At 67.5% G+C, this 18,151-nt stretch carries 16 protein-coding genes; 6 read left to right on the plus strand and 10 right to left on the minus strand.

Annotation, left to right across the window (positions count from 1 at the left end; translation table 11 throughout):
• From HV793_RS14330 to HV793_RS14350, 5 genes are all read right to left on the minus strand, one after another.
• Positions 1-972, minus strand: coding sequence for an AAA family ATPase (locus tag HV793_RS14330; protein ID WP_054454308.1), 972 nt, complete (start codon positions 970-972; stop codon positions 1-3).
• A 28-nt stretch (positions 973-1,000) separates the two neighbouring features.
• Positions 1,001-2,164, minus strand: a complete 1,164-nt coding sequence (locus HV793_RS14335; protein ID WP_175213405.1) for a formylglycine-generating enzyme family protein — start codon at positions 2,162-2,164, stop codon at positions 1,001-1,003.
• Between the two features lie 80 nt (positions 2,165-2,244).
• On the minus strand, positions 2,245-3,210 hold the full coding sequence (locus HV793_RS14340) for a SphA family protein (protein WP_119449209.1): 966 nt from the start codon (positions 3,208-3,210) through the stop codon (positions 2,245-2,247).
• A 37-nt stretch (positions 3,211-3,247) separates the two neighbouring features.
• The gene (locus HV793_RS14345) at positions 3,248-4,075 is read right to left on the minus strand and encodes a hypothetical protein (protein WP_225588733.1); all 828 of its coding nucleotides are present in this window, start codon (positions 4,073-4,075) and stop codon (positions 3,248-3,250) included.
• 256 nt (positions 4,076-4,331) lie between these two features.
• Positions 4,332-5,909, minus strand: coding sequence for a TerC family protein (locus HV793_RS14350; RefSeq protein WP_175213406.1), 1,578 nt, complete (start codon positions 5,907-5,909; stop codon positions 4,332-4,334).
• A 736-nt stretch (positions 5,910-6,645) separates the two neighbouring features.
• Between HV793_RS14350 and HV793_RS14355 the strand changes: the two genes are divergently transcribed.
• Complete coding sequence (locus tag HV793_RS14355) at positions 6,646-7,008, plus strand: hypothetical protein (protein ID WP_175213407.1); 363 nt, start codon at positions 6,646-6,648, stop codon at positions 7,006-7,008.
• A gap of 181 nt (positions 7,009-7,189) precedes the next feature.
• Positions 7,190-7,903: an MgtC/SapB family protein gene (locus HV793_RS14360; protein WP_119449206.1), complete on the plus strand. Its 714-nt coding sequence runs from the start codon at positions 7,190-7,192 to the stop codon at positions 7,901-7,903.
• Positions 7,904-7,914: 11 nt separating this feature from the next.
• Here the strand turns inward: HV793_RS14360 and HV793_RS14365 are convergent, their stop codons facing one another.
• Positions 7,915-9,552, minus strand: coding sequence for an ABC transporter ATP-binding protein (locus tag HV793_RS14365; RefSeq protein ID WP_175213408.1), 1,638 nt, complete (start codon positions 9,550-9,552; stop codon positions 7,915-7,917).
• A gap of 185 nt (positions 9,553-9,737) precedes the next feature.
• On the opposite strand from HV793_RS14365, the gene HV793_RS14370 reads away from it, so the two are divergent.
• Genes HV793_RS14370 through HV793_RS14380 form a run of 3 tightly spaced genes read left to right on the plus strand, consistent with a single transcriptional unit; the run spans position 9,738 to position 12,723 of the window.
• A complete protein-coding gene (locus tag HV793_RS14370; protein WP_054454294.1) occupies positions 9,738-10,505 on the plus strand; it encodes an endonuclease/exonuclease/phosphatase family protein in 768 nt (255 codons plus the stop codon).
• Entirely contained in the window at positions 10,502-11,695 is a 1,194-nt protein-coding gene (gene clsB / locus HV793_RS14375; protein WP_119449204.1) for a cardiolipin synthase ClsB, read from the plus strand. The genes HV793_RS14370 and clsB overlap by 4 nt, the downstream gene beginning before the upstream one ends.
• On the plus strand, positions 11,692-12,723 hold the full coding sequence (locus HV793_RS14380) for a lysylphosphatidylglycerol synthase domain-containing protein (RefSeq protein WP_175213409.1): 1,032 nt from the start codon (positions 11,692-11,694) through the stop codon (positions 12,721-12,723). The genes clsB and HV793_RS14380 overlap by 4 nt, the downstream gene beginning before the upstream one ends.
• Here the strand turns inward: HV793_RS14380 and HV793_RS14385 are convergent.
• From HV793_RS14385 to HV793_RS14400, 4 genes are all read right to left on the minus strand, one after another.
• The gene (locus HV793_RS14385; RefSeq protein WP_175213410.1) at positions 12,713-13,822 is read right to left on the minus strand and encodes a DUF748 domain-containing protein; all 1,110 of its coding nucleotides are present in this window, start codon (positions 13,820-13,822) and stop codon (positions 12,713-12,715) included. The two genes, HV793_RS14380 and HV793_RS14385, sit on opposite strands and share 11 nt — an antisense overlap.
• 82 nt (positions 13,823-13,904) lie before the next feature.
• The gene (locus HV793_RS14390; RefSeq protein ID WP_054454286.1) at positions 13,905-14,243 is read right to left on the minus strand and encodes an ElaB/YgaM/YqjD family protein; all 339 of its coding nucleotides are present in this window, start codon (positions 14,241-14,243) and stop codon (positions 13,905-13,907) included.
• Between the two features lie 45 nt (positions 14,244-14,288).
• Entirely contained in the window at positions 14,289-14,489 is a 201-nt protein-coding gene (locus tag HV793_RS14395) for a hypothetical protein (RefSeq protein ID WP_054454284.1), read from the minus strand.
• Between the two features lie 44 nt (positions 14,490-14,533).
• A complete protein-coding gene (locus tag HV793_RS14400) occupies positions 14,534-16,306 on the minus strand; it encodes a thiamine pyrophosphate-requiring protein (RefSeq protein WP_175213411.1) in 1,773 nt (590 codons plus the stop codon).
• Between the two features lie 161 nt (positions 16,307-16,467).
• Between HV793_RS14400 and glgA the strand changes: the two genes are divergently transcribed.
• A complete protein-coding gene (gene glgA / locus HV793_RS14405) occupies positions 16,468-18,024 on the plus strand; it encodes a glycogen synthase GlgA (RefSeq protein ID WP_175213412.1) in 1,557 nt (518 codons plus the stop codon).
• The last annotated feature ends 127 nt before the right edge of the window (positions 18,025-18,151 follow it).

The raw sequence follows: 18,151 nt of genomic DNA on the forward strand, positions 1-18,151 counted from the left end.
TCAGACCGGCACGGCGACCGTGTCCAGCAGCTTGTCTATCACCTGGTCCGCCGAGACGCCGTCGGCGACCGCGTCATACGACAGGTGCAGGCGATGCCGCAGCACCGGCCGGGCCACGCTGCGCACATCATCGGGCGAGACATAGTCCTGCCCCGCCAGCCAGGCGTGGGCGCGCGCCACCTTGTCCAACGCGATCGCGCCGCGCGGGCTGGCGCCGACCTGGATCCAGCGCGCCAGGTCGGCGTCATGCCCGCCCGGGTGGCGGGTGGCGTTGACCAGGTCCACCAGGTACTGGTCCAGCGCTTCGGACACGTGCACCCGGTCGACCTCGGCGCGGCAGGCGAACAGGTCCTCCTGGCTCAGCGGCGCGCCGGCGGGTTCCGCGTCCTGGCGCGACTCGCCGCGCAGCATGGCCAGCATCTGCCTTTCGCTGGCGGGGTCGGGGTAGTCCAGCACGATCTTCATGATGAAGCGGTCCATCTGCGCTTCGGGCAAGGGATAGGTGCCCTCCTGTTCTATCGGGTTCTGGGTGGCCAGCACCATGAACAATTGCGGCATGCGGTGGGTCGTGCCAGCCACGGTGATCTGGCGTTCCTCCATGGCTTCCAGCAGCGCGGCCTGCACCTTGGCGGGCGCGCGGTTGATCTCGTCGGCCAGGATCAGGTTGCCGAACAGCGGCCCCTGCTGGAACTGGATGCGGCTGGCGCCCTGCGCGTCCTGCTGCAGCACCTCTGCGCCCGTGATGTCCGAAGGCAGCAGGTCGGGCGTGAACTGGATGCGGCTCATTGCCGCGGCCAGATGCTGCGCCAGCGTCTTGACGGTGCGCGTCTTGGCCAGCCCCGGCAGGCTTTCCAGCAGCAGGTGGCCGTCGGCCAACAGGCCCAGCAGCACCTCGCGGATGACGGCGGCCTGTCCCAGCACCGCGCGCGCCATGGCGCGCTCCAGTTCCAGAATGCTGTCGCGCTTGCTCATCGGCATTTCCTCTCCTGCGTGATGCGGGCTAGCGGCTGGCGATGCCGTTCCTGGCGGTCTGGGCCAGTTTCCATTGCGCGGGCGTCATGACGGTGCGGAATCCCAGGTGCGACATGCCGTTCATCGGATCCGTGCCGCGCCGGGCGCTGGTGCGGTAGCTGATGCAATAGGTGTCGCTGCACAGGAACGAGCCGCCGCGCGTCACGCGCTTGGGCGCGGCCGGCGGCACGATGCCGTCGTCGGGGTCGTAGCTGTCGGCCGGCCCCGCCGGATCCGCGGGCGGCTGGCGGTACTGCGCCTGGATCTTGAAGGCGTCGGCGCGGTACCAGTCGGCGGTCCATTGCCAGACGTTGCCGGCCATGTCGTACAGCCCATAGCCATTGGGCGAGAAGCTGCCCACCGGCAGGGTGCCGACCTGTACCTTTTCATCCTTCACCACCGGAAACGGCTGCTGTTGCTGCGTGTCCCAGATATTGGCCATGGCCTTGCCCTGCGGCAGCAGCTCCTCGCCCCAGGCATAGGTGGCCTGCTCCAGCCCGCCGCGCGCGGCCATTTCCCATTCGGATTCCGTCGGCAGGCGCTTGCCCGCCCATTTGGCATAGGCCATGGCGTCCTGGTACGACACCTGCACCACCGGGTGGTCGTCCTTGCCGGCGATGGAGCTGCCCGGTCCTTGCGGATGGCGCCAGTTCGCGCCGGGCACATAGCGCCACCAGCGCGAATAGTCGCGCAGCGAGACCTCGCTTTCGGTGCCGACGAACACCATGGCGCCGGGCACCAGCAGGCTGTCGTCCGGGCGCGGCGTGCCAGGCGGCAACTGCACCTTCAAGTCTTCCCACCGCGGCTTCTGCTCGGCCGTCGTGACGTAGCCGGTGGCCTCGACGAAGCGGCGGAACTGCGCGTTGGTCACGTCGTTCACGTCCATCCAGAAGCCGCTGACGGATACCTTGTGCGCCGGCATTTCATTGGGCTGGGCCAGTTTGTGGCTGCTGCCCATCAGGAACTCGCGCCCGGGTACCCAGGCCATGCCCGCCGGGCCGCTCTTGCCGTCGCCCAGCACCACCTTCACCGCTTCGGGCGGCCCGTCCTTGCCCATGACCACATAGGCGGTGCTGGCGCCCGCGCCCAGCACCACGCCGGCCAGCAGCAATGCGCTGGCGTAGCGTGTCTTTCCTGTTGTCTGCTTTGCCATTTCAATCACCCGAAAGCTGATGGTTCAGGCGTGGCGGTGCCGCGCCCGGGGCTGGCAGCCCCTTGAAATCGTGCTGACGTTCAGAACACCAGCGTCGCGGTCGCCATGACCGTATCGTTGCTGTCCAGACGCTTCGTGCTGCTGATCGTGGGTACCCAGCGCAGGCTGAGGGACAAGGAGCGCTTGTCCGCCAGCTTCGTGTCATAGGTCAGGATCGGGCCCAGCGCCCAGTCGCGCCCCTTGAAGCCGTTGAGCCGGTCGGCCGTCGGTCCCGAATCGCTGCCCAGTTGCTGGATGGTGCCCAGGATCAAGCCCGCGCTCACCCCGTTGCTGAAGATCTTGCGGCCCATCACGTCCATGCTGAACAGCGGCGCGTTGCGATAGTCCGTGGCGTTGTTGCGGGTGTAGAACTGGACGCCGGCCACGGTGTCCAGTTGAAAACCGGATTCCGGAAATATCTTGGTGTAGGCCACCTGAGGAATGAAGGTCCAGTTGTTCAGGCTGGGGTTGGCCATGTCGTCGGCGTTGTACTTGCCGGTGGGCGCCCAGATGTTCAGGCTGAGCGCCATGTGCGAGGTTTCGGAAAAGTGATAGCCCGCGATGATGGGCGAGAAGTACAGGTCGAACAGGTTCGAGGCGGTATCGCTTTGGTCTATGCTGCGCCCGCCTGGTCCCGTCACGGTGGAATTCACCTTGGTCCAGACGTAGGGCAAGGTGAAGCTGGACGCGAAGTTCCAGCGCCCTGGCCCGGTGTCCCAGGTCTTGAGGACCGTAGCCAGGGTGAACGCGACTTTCGCGTCCAGGCCCAGCGAGGTACGGCCTCCTACCGGCACTTCGCGGCTGCCGCCCACGGTGCCGTCCAGGTAGATCTGCGACAGGTTGACGGCCCAGATAGGCTCGGGAGACACGATGCCGGCGTTGGGCTGCACGTTGGTGCCGGTGATCTGGCGGCCCAGCGCCCCTTCAGTGGCCCAGGCGGCAGACGGCAGGACCAATCCGGCCAGAACCGCCAACAACCCTGCAACTGCCGCAATCGCGCTCCGCATCCCTACACTCCGAAAGACCAGAAAAACGCTGACGGGATCAATTCCCGAAGGTGATGTTCAAGCCGGCGAACAGCGTGAACTGAGGCAGGCCCTCCCCCTTGTGCGCAACCGTCCATTGCGGTTCCGCGAACACGTTGAAGATGTTCTTCCCGACGCGCCAGGCCTTGCCCGCGCCCAGCCCCAAGGGAATGTAGTAGTCGTTCTTCTGCAGGTCGAAGGTCCAGGTTGCGGTGGACCTCAAATACCAGCCTTGCGGCAGATTGCGTATCAGGAACGGCTGGAAGGTGGCGGTGTGCACCGTGTCGCGCGCATTCTGGCCGGCGAATGAATGCTGCCATTGCACCAGCGCGCCCAGCAGCCCTTCCTTGCTGGCATGCACCGCCACGCCGGCCAGCCCGGCGGACCATTTGCCCGCTCCCAGCTCGCTGCTGGTCGCGCTGGGCATGGTCAGCATCGGCCCAACGCCCAGGTCCACCGCGCCCTGCTGCAACAGGAAAATGTCGAACACATTGATGTCGCCCAGGCCGGTCTTGTAGCTGCCGTCGGCCTCGGGGCGCGTACTGACTGGGGCCGTGATGCGAAATATCTGCGGCACGCCGACGAGCTCGCCCGGCGCGACAGGGATCGTCGGCCGGATCAGGAAGTCGTTGGTGTGGGCGTTGCTGCCGAACAACTTCGGCGTGTAGTAATTCTGGAAATTCAACGACGCCGCCAGGTTCAGCGGGTTGTTGCTTTTGTTGGCGTCATCCGCCGACTGGGACTGGGCATGCGCAGGCTGCGCAAAGCACAGCGGCGCAGCCACCATCAGCCACGCCGCGATTCCTCTTCCACCGATTTCCTTGAATGCAGACTGCGTACTGCCCATGCGATGTACCCCGGAAAGAGATAACAAAATGCAAAGACGCGCCGTACGGAAATGCCGATTTCGGCAAACCGCGCCGAGATCCAAAGTCGTGAAATCTGTCGCAATCTTCGCACAGAGTTTTACTTTCACCAATACTGGCCATAGGCTGTGATCTATTGCTTTCAAGGCGAAGAACGGATAAGGCGCAACACACAGGCAAAAAAATGGGGATGCCTTCAGGCATCCCCATCGTGGTGCAGGCGCCGGTCGAGCGATATCAGCCGGCTTGCGGCGCCTCTGCGCGCATCAGGCTGGCGCGCACCTGGTCGATGCGCAGGCCGTCGCGGCGGGTGACCTCGAAGCGCCAATCGCGCCACTCGATCGCATCCCCGGCTTCAGGGATCCGGCCGCCGGCGCGCAACAGGCAGCCGGCCAGCGTGGCGTCCGGGTACTCCTCGGCCAGGTCCGGCGCGTCCAGCAGGCGCGCGGCTTCCGCGACGGCCAGGCGGCCTTCCAGCAGCCAGGTTCCGTCCGCCAGTTGCAAGGCTTCGGGCTGGTCTTCCTGATGCTCGGGCAGGTCGCCCGCAACGGCGGTCAGCACGTCCATGGGCGTGATCAGGCCCTCGCACACGCCGTGCTCGTCGACCACGATCAGCATGTGCTCGCGCGAACCGCGCAACTCGTCCAGCACCTTCAGCACCGGCATGGTTTCCATCACGTAGCGCGGCTCGCGCGCCAGCTCCACCAGGTCGATCGGGCCAGGGTTCTGCAGCAGCGGCAGCAGGTCCTTGAAGTGCAGCACGCCCAGCACATTGGACGGATCGCCCGCGCACAGCGGCAGGCGGGAGTGGCCGCTGCCGAACTTTCGCACGATGGCCTCCGGCGTATCGGCCACGTCCAGCCAGACCATGTCGCCGCGCGCCACCATGATGGAGCGCACGTCCCGCCCGCCGATGGACAGCACGCGTTCGATCATGGTGCTTTCCTCGGGCGCGAAGGCCGGTTCGCCGTCCGCGCCGTCGACCAGCGCGGCCACCTCGTCGGCCTGGCCGGCGGACTGCCCGGCGCGGCCGGCGCGCAGCAGGCGCAACACGGCCTGCGCGGTGCGCTGGCGGCGGCCCAGGACGTGCGTGCCTTTCACGCGATTGCGGCGCGCCAGCTGATTGCACAGCTCGATCAGGATCGAGAAGCCGATCGCGGCATACAGATAGCCCTTGGGCACGTGGAAGCCCAGGCCTTCGGCCACCAGGCTGAAGCCGATCATCAGCAAGAGGCCCAGGCACAGGATCACCACGGTCGGGTGGCGGCCCACGAAAGCCATCAGCGGGCGGCTGGCCAGCATCATCACGGCCATGGCCACGATCACCGCGATCATCATGATGCTGAGGTCCTGCACCATGCCCACGGCGGTAATCACCGAGTCCAGCGAGAACACCGCATCCAGCACCACGATCTGCAGGATCACCTGCCAGAACACGGCATGCTGCGGCTTCTGGCCTTGCTCGTGGCTGGCGCTGCCTTCCACGCGTTCATGCAGCTCCATGGTGCCCTTGAAGAGCAGGAACAGGCCGCCCAGTATCAGGATCAGGTCGCGTCCGGAGATCTCAGCGCCCAGCAGCGTGAACATGGGTTCGGTCAGCGTGACCACCCATGCGATGCTCGCCAACAGGCCCAGGCGCATCACCATCGCCAGCGTCAGGCCGATCAGCCGCGCGCGGTTGCGCTGTTCGGGCGGCAGCTTGTCGGCCAGGATGGCGATGAACACCAGGTTGTCGATACCCAGCACAATTTCAAGCACGACCAGGGTCGCCAGGCCCAGCCAGGCGGTGGGGTCGGACATCCAATCGAAAATCATCGAGATTCCATGCAAATCGGGACCGTGCGCCACGCGGCGCCGGACAGGATCAAGGGGAATGCGCCGCGGATGCGGACACGAGACTCAGTGCGGGCGCGAACGGCCCCAGGGACGGCCGGCGGAGCGCGGCCGCCCAGGCGCGGCGTGGCCGCGGCGGCGAACATGGAATCGGCTTGCGGGCTGCGCGCCCGGGCCGTGGCGGGAAGATTGGGCACCGGGCGCCGGCTTGCTTGCGGCGCCCTGCTAGAGGGTGGGTCTTCAGTCATAGATGGCGGACGGCTCAGGCTGCCGGGGCAGCAAACGGATAGAGCGCCCGCCTTGCTCTCTTTCTTACGGGAAACTGAATACTACATGAATCCGGTCTCTCCCGCATCCGAGGATCCCCAGGCAATGCCATGCTGCGGACTCGCTTCTTTGCGGCATTTTTACTGGTGTTTACCCTAGGTCGACGATATACTGCGGGCACCTTCAACTCACCAGAGATCAATGTGGACAACGACGGATGTAGTCGGAACACGACTGCAAGCGCCGCTTGACGCAGGATCCGCGGAAATAGTCCGCGCCGGTCCTGCCTGAAAGCCAGGACCGGCTCTTCGGTCCCCGACGCGGGACCGCCAGCCCTCTCCCCTACTGCTTGCCGACGCGATGCGTTGCGCCTTGTTGCGCGCGCCTGCGCATCGGCCACGCGGCGCATGCATGTGGACCTTCCACCGTACTCCCCGCTAAGGAGACGATCATGCGTATCAAGCAATTCCTGCCCTTCCCGGACCGTACCGGCGCGGCCGCGCCCATGGCGGCAGCGCCCAAGACGGCCTCTTCCACTTACCAATTCACCATCGTGAGCCTGGGCAACACGCTCAACGCGCTGCGCAAGCAGCTCTATTACGAACTGCGCGACCTGGACCTGCGCGTGCAGGCGGTGCGGATCTCGCGCGCCGAATCGGGTCAGTTGGCGTCCACCGTCGTCACGCTGCAATGCCCGCCGCATCTGCGCAATCTGCTGGGCGCGGTCGCCTTGCGGCTGGGCCAGAGCCCGGACGTGCGCCGGGTGCACTGGGAATGCGAGTCCGGCGCGGCCATCGCCGTGCTGCCCGCCTGACGCCAACGCGGCCGGGAGGCTGTCATGAAAGATCCGTACAAAACCCTGATGATTGCGCGCGTCGTCCTGCTGGCGCTGATCTGGCTGGCCGGACTGCTGCTGGTCCTGGCGTCGGTCTGGCGCCTGCCCTGAGCCCGTCCGCGGCCATCCATAACATGCTGTAGAAGAAGAAGAGAAGAAGATGAAGAACTTCGAAAACATCCAATTCATCACGCTGGCCAATACCCTGGTCAGCCTGTTGACCGCGTTCGTGCTGGGCTCCGTGGTGGGCTTTGAGCGCCAGTTCCGCCAGCGCACGGCCGGCCTGCGCACCAATGTGCTGGTGGCGGTGGGCGCCGCCATCTTCGTGGACCTGGCGTTTCGCGTGGGCGGCGCCGATGGCGGCTCGCGCGTCATTTCCTACGTGGTCTCGGGCGTGGGGTTCCTGGGCGCCGGCGCCATCATGCGCGAAGGCGGCAGCATCCGCGGCCTGAACACCGCCGCCACGCTGTGGGGCTCCGCCGCCATCGGCGCCTGCGCGGGGGCATCGTTGATCCTGGAAGCGGTCGCCGCCACAGCCTTCGTGCTGGCGGCGAACACCTTGCTGCGCCCGGTCGTCAGCTACGTCAACCGCCAGCCGGTCGACTCGCAGACCACGGAAGTCACGACCGTGATACATGTAATTGCGAACGTGGAGCAGCGGCAGGCGGCCATGACAGTGCTGGAGGACGTGCTCGAAACCGAACAGCTGCCCCTGTCCGAACTGAAGATAGACCAGTTCGGCGAGAACGAAGTCGAAATCGAAGCGGCATTGAGCGAAGCCTCGGTCGACGAGCTGGACCTGGACCGCGTGACCGCCAGCATCGCGGCCTCGCCCGCCGTGCGCACCGCCTTCTGGGCCGCCCGCACGGTATAGCGTTGCGCGGCTCAGGCCGCCTGACGCAACGCGGCCGAGGCTGGATCCCAGCGCCGACCCGGCACGGCGGCAAGCAGCGCCTGCGTGTAGGGATGCGCGGGCTGGCCGAAGACCTGGGCGCAGGCCCCCGCTTCCACCACCCGTCCATTCTGCATCACCGCGATATCGTCGCAGATTTGCGCGGCTACGCGCAGATCGTGCGTGATGAAGAGGACGGACAGGCCCAATTGCTCGCGCAGCCGCGCCAGCAGCGCCAGCACCTGCGCCTGCACCGACACGTCCAGCGCCGATACGGGCTCGTCCGCAATCAGCACGCGCGGCCGCATGGCCAGCGCGCGCGCCAGTCCGATGCGCTGACGCTGCCCGCCCGAGAACTCATGCGGATAGCGCCGCACGGCGTCCGGCGACAAGCCCACCAGTTCAAACAGTTCCTGTGCGCGCGCCAGCGCTTCCCGCCTGGGCGTGCCGTGCACGATCGGGCCGCGCGCCACGATTTCGCCGACGCGCTGGCGCGGATTCAATGAACCATAGGGATCCTGGAACACCATCTGCACCCGCCGCGCATGCTCGCGCCGTGCTGCGCCGCCATGGAGCGCCAGGGGCGCGCCGGCCAGCGTGATGCGGCCTGCGTCCGGCGGCGCCAGGCCCAGCAAGGCGCGCGCCAGCGTGGATTTGCCCGACCCGCTTTCGCCCACGATGCCCAGCGTGCCGCCCTCCTTCAGTGCCAGCGTCACGTCGTCCAGCGCCCGCGTTTCGCGCCCCGGGCGGCCGAACCAGCCGCGCTTGCGGTAGGTCTTGGAGACGGCTTGCGCGCTCAGGATGATGGGCGCATCGCCCTGCAGTTCCGGCCGGACCGCGGCCGGCGCCAGCGGCGGCACCGCTGCGATCAAGGCGCGCGTGTAGGGATGCCGCGGATGCTCCAGCACCTGCCGCGCCGCGCCGCTTTCCACCAGCACGCCGCGCTGCATCACCGCGACGCGGTCGGCAATCTCGGCGACCACGCCGAAGTCGTGCGTAATGAACAGCACGGCCGTGCCCTTGCGGCGCTGCAAGTCGTGGATCAGATGCAGGATCTGCGCCTGCGTGGTGACGTCCAGCGCGGTGGTCGGTTCATCGGCGATCAGCAAGGCGGGTTCCAGGGCCAGCGCCATGGCGATCATGGCGCGTTGGCGCTGGCCGCCTGACAATTCATGCGGATAGGCGCCCAGCGCCCGTTGCGGGTCCGGCAGCCGCACGGACTCCAGCAGGTCCAGCGTGCGGCGCCGGATATCGGCACGTCCCAGGCGGGTATGGGTGCGGAACACTTCCGCGATCTGGTCGCCGATGGTGCGCAGCGGATTGAGCGCCGTCATCGGTTCCTGGAAGATCATGCCGATGCGCTGGCCGCGCAGCCGGCGCAAGGCCTCGGGCGCCAGCCGCAGCAGATCCTGCCCTTCCCACAGCACCTGGCCGGCGCTGGCGCGCACGTCCTGGGGCAGCAGCCCCAGGACCGCGCCGGCCGTCAGCGATTTGCCGGAGCCGCTTTCACCCACCACACAGACGATTTCGCCCGCGCTGATGTTCAGCGACAAGTCCTGCAGCGCATGCGGCCGGTCGGCGCCGGGCGGCAGGTCCACGGTCAGGTTCTGGATGCGCAGCAGTTCGGTCATGGGTCGTCCACCAGGAAGAAGCTTCGGATCGTAGGCCTGGCCTGCACGGATGAGAACTGCGCATTTCGCATTTGCTCATTCGGTTTGTGACGCAACAAGCCTGGCGTCACCCCGTCGGTTACGCCTCTTTACGTTTTGGGAACGCGGATTGCTCCGCTGTGCGGATCGACCCATCCGGAGCATCCATGCCCTCCTCCCGCTACATCGATGCCACCACGCTGACCGTGTTGACCGTGAACACGCACAAGGGCTTCACCAGCTTCAACCGCCGCTTCATGCTGCACGAACTGCGCGAGGCGCTGAGGATGGCGAGCCCCGACATCGTTTTCCTGCAGGAAGTGCTGGGAGAACACCAGGGGCACGCGGAACGGCACCAGGGCTGGCCCGCCTTGTCCCAGTACGAATTCCTGGCTGACTCGCTGTGGACGGATTTTGCCTACGGCCGCAACGCGGTCTACCCGGCGGGACATCATGGCAATGCGCTGCTGTCGAGGTATCCCATTGAACAGCACGAGAACCATGACGTGACGGTGCATGGACACGAAGGCCGCGGACTATTGCACTGCGTGCTGCGGGTGCCCTCGCTGGATATGCCCGTCCATGCCATATGCGTGCACCTGGGCCTGCTGGAAGGCCACCGGGGCAAGCAGCTGCGCCGCCTGTGCGAGCTGGTGGCGCAAGGCGTGCCCGCCGGCGAACCGCTGCTGATCGCGGGCGACTTCAACGACTGGCGCCTGCGCGCCGACGCGCTGATGCGGGATTGCGGCACACGCGAGGTCTTCACGTCGCGCCTGGGCCGCCCCGCCCGCACGTTTCCGGCGCGCTGGCCCCTGTTGCGGCTGGACCGCATCTACGTGCGCAACGTCCGGGATTGGCAACCAGTGCCGCTGGCCTCGCGGGTCTGGTCGCGCCTGTCCGACCATGTGCCGATCTGCGCGGAGATCTCGCTATGAACCTGCGCTGGCGCGAGAACAACCGCTACACGCTGCTGGAGAATGGCACGGGCTACTTTCCGGCCGTGCTCGATGCGATCGCCGCGGCGCGCGGCGAAGTGCTGGTGGAAACCTTCATCCTGTTCGACGACGCCGTGGGGCAGGAATTCCAGCGCGCCCTGATCGCCGCGGCCCGCCGCGGCGTCAGCGTGGACCTGACGGTGGACGGCTATGGCTCGGACGAGCTGGACGGCGCCTTTGTCGGCGCCATGACCGAAAGCGGCATCCGCGTCCACGTATTCGATCCCCGCCCGCGCTTTCTCGGCGTGCGCACCAATGTGTTCAGGCGCATGCACCGCAAGATCGTGGCGGTGGATCGCCAGATGGCCTTTGTCGGCGGCATCAATTTTTCCGCTGACCACCTGCCGGACTACGGGCCGCAAGCCAAGCAGGACTATGCGGTGCTGGTGGAGGGACCGCTGGCCGCGGACATCGCGGACTACGCGCGCGAGGCGCTCGCGGTGGATGCGTGGACCCGCAAGCGGCGGCGGCCGGCGCGTCTGGATCCCATGCCGGAGGGCGACGGCGGCGGCCGTCTGGTGGTGCGCGACAACATCGAGCACCAGACGGACATCGAACGTTATTACCGTGCCGGCGTGCGCGCCGCGCGCGAAGACGTGCTGATCGCCAACGCCTACTTTTTCCCTGGTTATCAGTTGCTGCACGATCTGGCCAACGCCGCTCGCCGCGGCGTGCGCGTACGGTTGCTGCTGCAAGGCGAACCCGACGTGCTGGTCGCGCGGCTGGCGGCGTCCATGCTGTATGACTATCTGATCGATGCAGGCGTGGAGATCTATGAGTACTGCAAGCGTCCGCTGCACGGCAAGGTGGCCTGCGTGGACCGCGACTGGAGCACCATCGGATCCAGCAACCTGGACCCGCTCAGCCTGGCGCTGAACCTGGAGGCCAACGTGGTGGCGCGCGACGCCGGTTTGAACGCCGCGCTGCGCCGCAGCCTGGACCGGCTCATCGAACAGGATTGCCGGCGCATCGAGCTGCCCGAGGGATCCAGGCGGCGCTTGCGGCGGCTGTGGATCGGCGTGGTGGTATTCCATTTCCTGCGGCGCTTTCCCGCCTGGGCCGGCAGCCTGCCCGCGCACAAGCCCCGCCTGAAGTCGCTGCCCATCGCGGCGCAAGAGGAGTCGGCATGAGAGTGTTCCGCTCCACGCTGACGCGCGCCTGGCGCCACCGCTGGCCGCGAGTCAAGCGTGCCTTGCCTGTGATCGTATTGACGTTGGTGGCGGCGCTGCTGTACTACTTTGGCCGTTCGATCGACTGGGCCCAGGTCTGGGTCGCCATGCGCAGGATACCGCCGGGGACGATAGCCATCGCCGCCGCGCTGGTCGTGGCGGGCTACCTGGCGTATGGCGCCCTGGATCTGCTGGGCAAGCGCTACACCCGCCATACCCTGCCCTGGGCCAAGGCCCTGGGGGTGGCCATGATGAGCTACGCCCTGAACCTGAGCCTGGGCGTCCTGCTCGGAGGCCTGGGCGCGCGCCTCAGGCTGTACGCCCGGCTGGGCTGCCGCAAGTCGGTGGCGACCCGGGTGGCCCTGTTTTCCGCGGTCTCCAACTGGGTAGGTTACGCGTGGGTTGCTGGCGCGCTGTTCGTCGCGGGCGCCGTGCCCGTGCCGCAGGGGTGGGCCATCGGTTCGAATCTGCTGCGCGTGCTGGGTGCGGCGCTGTTGTTGCTGGCGGCCGGCTACGTGGCAGTATGTGCGCGGGCCACGCGGCGGTCCTGGACCTTGATGGGACAGCACGCCGTGTTGCCCCGCGCCGGCATGGCGGCGGCGCAGAGCGCGGTTGCGGCATTGTCGTGGGTGATCATGGGCGCCATCATCCACCTGCTGCTGCAGGGCAAGGCCAGTTATCCCGCGGTGCTCGGCATCCTGCTGTGCGCCAGCTTCGCGGCCTTGATCATCCGCGTGCCGGGCGGGCTGGGCACGACAGAAGCCATCTTCGTGGCCACGCTCGCGCCAGGAATCCCGGCCCCCGAGGTGCTGGGCGCGGTATTGGCCTACCGCGCGCTATATGCGTTCGCGCCTTTGTTCCTGGCGCTGGCAGCCTTTGGCGTGATGGAGGTGAAGCTCAGGCGCCGGCGCGCGCACGCGGGTGGCCACGCTCAGCCCGCCGCGGACGGCGGCCGCGGCAACAACACGGGCCAGTCGTTCAAGGTTTAGGCGTGAGCAGGTCCGACAAGGCATTGCCCAATTCCTTCACCGCGCCGGTGACGCCTTCGGCCGCGCCCTCGGCGCCCACCCCGATCGCATGGCTGAAGCCCTGAGCCACCTGGGCGGCAAAGCCGCGCGTGACGGAAAACTTGGGATTGTCCAGGTCGCCCGCCAGGGCAAAGTCGAAGCGCAGCGTGCCGCTTTGGTCCTTCAGCGCCGCCAGCACCGCCTTGCGCGGCAAGGAAAACAGGTCGCCGTTGCCGCCAAAGCGCAAGCCGCGCAGGGCCACGGTACCCGTGGCCTGCAGCTGCCGCTTGGCGATGGCGGTACGCATGTCCAGGTCCATGGCGCCCGCAGCCAAGGACGTGGCGCCGTTGTCCGCCAGGTACGGCGCGGCATGCTGGATGTCCATGTTGCGCACCGCCACCTTGATGTCGGCATCCGTGCTGCCCAGCACCAGCCAACCTTGCGCCCGTACCGTGGCCGCGCCGTTGCGGTTGCCTTCGACATTGCCGGAGAATTCCATCTCGCTGCGCGCGCCGTCGCCGGGGAGGGTCAGCGGACGCAGGCTCGCCTGGACGCCAGAAAACGGGATCTGATGCGCGGGCCGGGAGACCGCCGCGTCCTCGAAATCCAGCCGGCCGTCGCGCAGGATCAGTTGCGCGATGCGGATCGGAGTATTGCGCCGGGATTGGCCGTCATTGCCTGCGCCGGCCCGCAAGGAAGACTGCAAGGCGGGCGCGATGTCCATGTCGCCATTCGCCCTGCGCACCACGGTGAAGTCGAAGCCTTCGATGATGACGGTCTTGAAGACGGCCTCGTGCCGCAGAAAGGCAGACCACTCCGGCTCCAGGATCACGTGCCGCGCGCGGGCGCCGGCCTGCCCCGTGCCGCCAGATATCGTCACGTCCTTCAGGATCACCTGCCGGTAGCCGATATCCACCTGTCCCACCTCGCCGCGCGGCCCCAGCATGTTGGCGATGCGCTGCTCGGCGATGCGCAGGGCGGCGAACGCCAGCACGACGGCCACGGCCGCGATCAGGGTTACGACCGCGAAGGCTTTCCCCCATAGCGATCTGCGGCGTGGCGCGGCTGGGTCGAGGTTCATCGTGGATTCCGGTGTTGCGGCGCAATCCGAGCATGGTCCTGGAAACGCCCCGCCCCATCAATGGGCAAAAAGGATTAGGCGCTCAGCGGCGCTTATGGTCGGACATGAGGCACACCCCCGCCAGTACTCCGATCAGCGCCGCGCCCGCCAGGCTCTTCCAGGCGTTTTCGTGGACGTACTCGTCGGCGGCATGGGAGGCATGCCTGGCGCGGTCCCAGGCCGCCCGTTCCCAGCCCTTGGCGTGTTCGCGGGCAGCCTCCAGTTGGTGCTTGAGGCTGTCGCGCGCCGATTCGATCTCGGATCCGCCGTAGCTCGCCGTGCTGCGCAAGAGCGCCTCGGTGCCGGAGATCAGCTCGCGCATCGTGCGCGTGGCGTTGTCGGCCGGTTGAAACATGTCCCGCAATCCATGGTGCTTGTTCATACGTGCTCCTCGTGAAAAAAATGTGCCGCGGAAGGCCGCGGTCCGTCAAAGCCTGTCGATTCCCGGCGTCTGCTGGGGATCCAGTCCCGGCATGGGGTTGGGCAGGCTGTCGGGCGGCCAACGGCCGTGCCGGTCGGTCTCATGCCCGCCAGGGTCGGGGTTGGACTGTTCGGCGGGATGCTGCTCCGGACCCGGTTGCTTGGGGTCCGCGGGCCGGGCGGGCCCGGAAGGTTTGGACTTGGTCATGGCATGCTCCTGAACGACGAAATGCGATCGATGCGGCCGCGGCCTCAACCGGCCCACCATTGCTTGATGGTCGCGCGCAAGGCCGCGCCCGCCGCGCCGCCCTCTTCCTTGCGCAGCGCCTGGAAGTACGCGGCCACCTGCCTGGCCGGGATGTGCGGCGGCAAGGGCGGCATCTCGGGGTCGGTCACCATTTCCAGCACGACCGGACGGGTTGCCGCCAAGGCTTGATCCCAGGCGTCTCCCACGGCGTCCGGGCTGTCCACCCGTATGCCCTCCAGGCCTAACAGGCGGCCGTACTCCGCATAGGAAAGCTGGGGCAGCCATTGCGAATCCGCGAACCTGGGGTCGCCGCCCATGACGCGCTGCTCCCAGGTGACCAGATTCAGGTCGCCGTTGTTCAGGACCATGACGATCAAGGTCGGGTTGGCCCAGTCCTTCCAGCGGTGGGCGATGGTGATCAGCTCGTTCATGCCCAGCATCTGCATGGCGCCATCTCCGACCAGCGCAATGACGGGCCGATCCGGATGCGCCAGCTTGGCGGCAAGCGCATACGGCACGCCGCAGCCCATGGTGGCCAGGCCGCCCGATACCGAGCCCATCATCCCTTCGCGCAGCGCGATGTCGCGCGCGTACCAGTTCGCCGCCGAGCCCGAGTCGCAGGTCAGAATGCTGCGCGGCGGCAGCCGTTTCGACAGTTCCAGGAAGGGTCGTTGCGGATTCAGCGGCTTGGCCTGCACCATTGCGCGGGCCTCCACGGTTTCGTGCCAGCGCGCGACCTTGGCCTCGATGCGTTCGCGCCAGCGGCGCGCGGTCTTGGGCTGCAATAAGGGAATCAGCGCCTGCAGGGTCAGCCGGCTGTCGCCGACCAGGCCAAGTTCCACGGGATAGCGCAGGCTGAGCTTGCGGCCGTCCAGATCGATCTGCACCGCCCTCGCCTGTCCCGGCGGCGGCAGGAATTCCGAATACGGGAACGACGTGCCCACCATCAGCAAGGTGTCGCACTCGTTCATCATGTCCCAGCTGGGCTGCGTGCCCAGCAATCCGATGCAGCCCGTGACGTACGGCAGGCTGTCGGGCACCGCCGCCTTGCCCAGCAGCGCCTTGGCCACGCCAGCGCCCAGCAGTTCAGCGGTCTGGCGCACTTGCGCGCCGGCCTGCAGCGCGCCCGCCCCGACCAGCATGGCGACCCGTTCGCCGCGGTTGAGGATGTCGGCGGCATTGCGCAACGCAGCCTCGCCGGGTACGCCGGCATGCGAGGTCAAGCCTATGCCCGTCGGCACGGTGCCATGTTCGCGGGCGGGCTTTTCCACCGCCGGCAAATCCTGCACATCGTTTGGAAAAATGACGCAGGTCACGCTGCGCCGCTCCAGGGCGATGCGCATGGCGCGGTCGATCATGTGGCGCGCCTGTTCGGCGGTCGCGGCCATCTGCACGTAATCGTGCGCCACGTCCTTGAACAGGCTGATCAGGTCGACCTCCTGCTGGTAGTCGCCGCCCAGGGCGCTGCGGGCTTGCTGGCCGACCAGGGCCACGACAGGCTGATGGTCCAGCTTGGCGTCGTACAGGCCGTTCAATAAGTGAATGGCGCCTGGACCGGAGGTCGCCAGGCAGACCCCGGCCTGGCCGGTGAACTTGGCGTGGGCGCAGGCCATGAACGCGGCGGCCTCTTCGTGGCGGGCCTGGACGAACTCCAACGGCTCCTGGGTGCGGCCGAATGCGCCGATCAGGCCATTGATGCCGTCCCCTGGGTAGCCGTAGATCCTCCTGACCCCCCATTGCGACAGCCGTTCCAGCACAAAGTCCGCCACAGTCTTCATTCGATGCTCCCGCGTTTGCCTGCATTCCGACAGAACGCCTGAATCAGCAATTGCCGTTCCCGGCGTTCTAACGCCTGCGACGGTGCCGGCGCGGGCACGGCGCTTGCGGATGAAATCCCTGCGGCGGACGCGCTCGACGATCCGCCTAAAAGGGAGTTGGCATGACAAAGATTCGAACCCTGGTAGTGGCGGGTGAAGCGTTTCCCCTGGCGAAGACGGGCGGCCTGGGGGACGCCATAACGGGCATGGCGCGCGGGCTGTGCGAAGCCGGCGTGCCCGTGACGGTGCTGCTTCCGGCCTACCGCGGCGTGCGCCAGCGGCTGGAGCGCTTGCGGGTAGTGGCGCCGCTGCACAACCTGCCGGGCGGCGAAGCGCAGCTCCTGGCGGGGCATTGCCCGCAGTCGGGGTTGGACTTCCTGCTGCTGGAAAACGACGCGCTTTATGACCGGCCTGGCATCTATCTGAACGAAGACAACCGCGAGCACGCCGACAATGCGCTGCGCTACGCGGCGCTGGCCCATGCGGCGGTGCGCGTGGCGGGCGGCCTGCCCGGCATCGCGCGGCCGCAACTGCTGCATGCGCACGACTGGCACGCCGGACTCGTGCCGCTGTTGCTGCGGGAATACGGCCCGGGCGACGTCAAAAGCATCATGACCATCCACAACCTGGCGTTCCAGGGACAGTTCCCGATGGAGTGCGCCGCCGCCCTGGGCATCCCTGAACGCTACCGTAACGACGAAGCCGCCGGCGCCTGGGGCCGCTTGAATTTTCTCAAGACCGGCATCCGCTACGCCGACCGCGTCACCACCGTCAGCCATACCTACGCCCGGGAAATCCTGACGCCCGCCTTCGGCTGCGGGCTGGAGGGGCTGCTGCGGCGGCGCGCCGCCGATCTGGTGGCCATCCCCAACGGCATCGACAACATGGTGTGGAATCCGGTGCGCGATCCGCATCTGGGCTCATTGCGGTTCTCGGCGCGCGACCTGGGCCGCAAGGCTCGCTGCAAGGCGGCCCTGCAGCGCGAGTTCGAGTTGCATGAGGACGCCGAAGCCGTGCTCCTGGCGATGGGCAGCCGCTTGACGGAACAGAAGATGGCGGATGTCGCCGCGCAGGCCTTGCCGCAGGCGCTGGAGCGCCACCCGCGCCTGCAGGTCGCGATTCTTGGCCAGGGCGACCGTCGCCTGGAAGAGGCCCTGAAACTGCTGTGCGCGCGCTTTCCCGGGCGCTGCGCCACCCGCATCGGCTATGACGAGGCAGTGGCGCACCGGCTGCACGCGGGCTCCGACATGCTGCTGCACGGCAGCCGCTTCGAGCCGTTCGGCCTGACGCCTCTGTACGCGATGCGCTACGGCTCCATCCCGATAGGCTCGCGGGTGGGCGGCATGGCCGACACGATCGACGATCCCGGGCCGCGCGCGCCGCTCTCGGCAATGGCCGGTTCCAACGGCTTGCTGTTCGACGGCGACGACCCTGCGGCCATGGCCGCGGCCATCGCCCGCGCCCTGAGCTTGCGCGAGGACGCCATGCTCTGGCGCACCATGCAGCGCAACGCCATGAGCGCGGATTTCAGCTGGCGCGCCGCCGTGGCGCCCTACGCCGAGCTCTATCGCGCGCTGGCCGATACCGGCAGGAGGCCCCGCGTGCCAACCGTGGCCGAGGTGGCCGCCCTGCGCGCTGGCCAGCGTTCTGGCGGGCCGTTGCCCGCGCCCGCAGTCTAGGCCCGCCCACAGGAGGAACCGCAGGTGCCCACAGCCCCGCCTATCCATCCCCACGCTCCCCTGCGCCTCTACCACGCCCGTGGCGGCGCAACCGGGGACGTCCGCGCCCGTGGCGGCGAGCTGGGGC

Source organism: Achromobacter aegrifaciens, from assembly GCF_902859965.1.
GTDB classification, from domain to species: domain Bacteria; phylum Pseudomonadota; class Gammaproteobacteria; order Burkholderiales; family Burkholderiaceae_B; genus Achromobacter; species Achromobacter aegrifaciens.

What these genes read in the sequence shown, in the direction of transcription:
- HV793_RS14330 (WP_054454308.1), bottom strand. Translation starts at nt 972, where the DNA reads ATGAGCAAGCGCGACAGCATTCTGGAACTGGAGCGCGCCATGGCGCGC.
- HV793_RS14335 (WP_175213405.1), bottom strand. Translation starts at nt 2,164, where the DNA reads ATGGCAAAGCAGACAACAGGAAAGACACGCTACGCCAGCGCATTGCTG.
- HV793_RS14340 (WP_119449209.1), bottom strand. Translation starts at nt 3,210, where the DNA reads ATGCGGAGCGCGATTGCGGCAGTTGCAGGGTTGTTGGCGGTTCTGGCC.
- HV793_RS14345 (WP_225588733.1), bottom strand. Translation starts at nt 4,075, where the DNA reads ATGGGCAGTACGCAGTCTGCATTCAAGGAAATCGGTGGAAGAGGAATC.
- HV793_RS14350 (WP_175213406.1), bottom strand. Translation starts at nt 5,909, where the DNA reads ATGATTTTCGATTGGATGTCCGACCCCACCGCCTGGCTGGGCCTGGCG.
- HV793_RS14355 (WP_175213407.1), top strand. Translation starts at nt 6,646, where the DNA reads ATGCGTATCAAGCAATTCCTGCCCTTCCCGGACCGTACCGGCGCGGCC.
- HV793_RS14360 (WP_119449206.1), top strand. Translation starts at nt 7,190, where the DNA reads ATGAAGAACTTCGAAAACATCCAATTCATCACGCTGGCCAATACCCTG.
- HV793_RS14365 (WP_175213408.1), bottom strand. Translation starts at nt 9,552, where the DNA reads ATGACCGAACTGCTGCGCATCCAGAACCTGACCGTGGACCTGCCGCCC.
- HV793_RS14370 (WP_054454294.1), top strand. Translation starts at nt 9,738, where the DNA reads ATGCCCTCCTCCCGCTACATCGATGCCACCACGCTGACCGTGTTGACC.
- clsB (WP_119449204.1), top strand. Translation starts at nt 10,502, where the DNA reads ATGAACCTGCGCTGGCGCGAGAACAACCGCTACACGCTGCTGGAGAAT.
- HV793_RS14380 (WP_175213409.1), top strand. Translation starts at nt 11,692, where the DNA reads ATGAGAGTGTTCCGCTCCACGCTGACGCGCGCCTGGCGCCACCGCTGG.
- HV793_RS14385 (WP_175213410.1), bottom strand. Translation starts at nt 13,822, where the DNA reads ATGAACCTCGACCCAGCCGCGCCACGCCGCAGATCGCTATGGGGGAAA.
- HV793_RS14390 (WP_054454286.1), bottom strand. Translation starts at nt 14,243, where the DNA reads ATGAACAAGCACCATGGATTGCGGGACATGTTTCAACCGGCCGACAAC.
- HV793_RS14395 (WP_054454284.1), bottom strand. Translation starts at nt 14,489, where the DNA reads ATGACCAAGTCCAAACCTTCCGGGCCCGCCCGGCCCGCGGACCCCAAG.
- HV793_RS14400 (WP_175213411.1), bottom strand. Translation starts at nt 16,306, where the DNA reads ATGAAGACTGTGGCGGACTTTGTGCTGGAACGGCTGTCGCAATGGGGG.
- glgA (WP_175213412.1), top strand. Translation starts at nt 16,468, where the DNA reads ATGACAAAGATTCGAACCCTGGTAGTGGCGGGTGAAGCGTTTCCCCTG.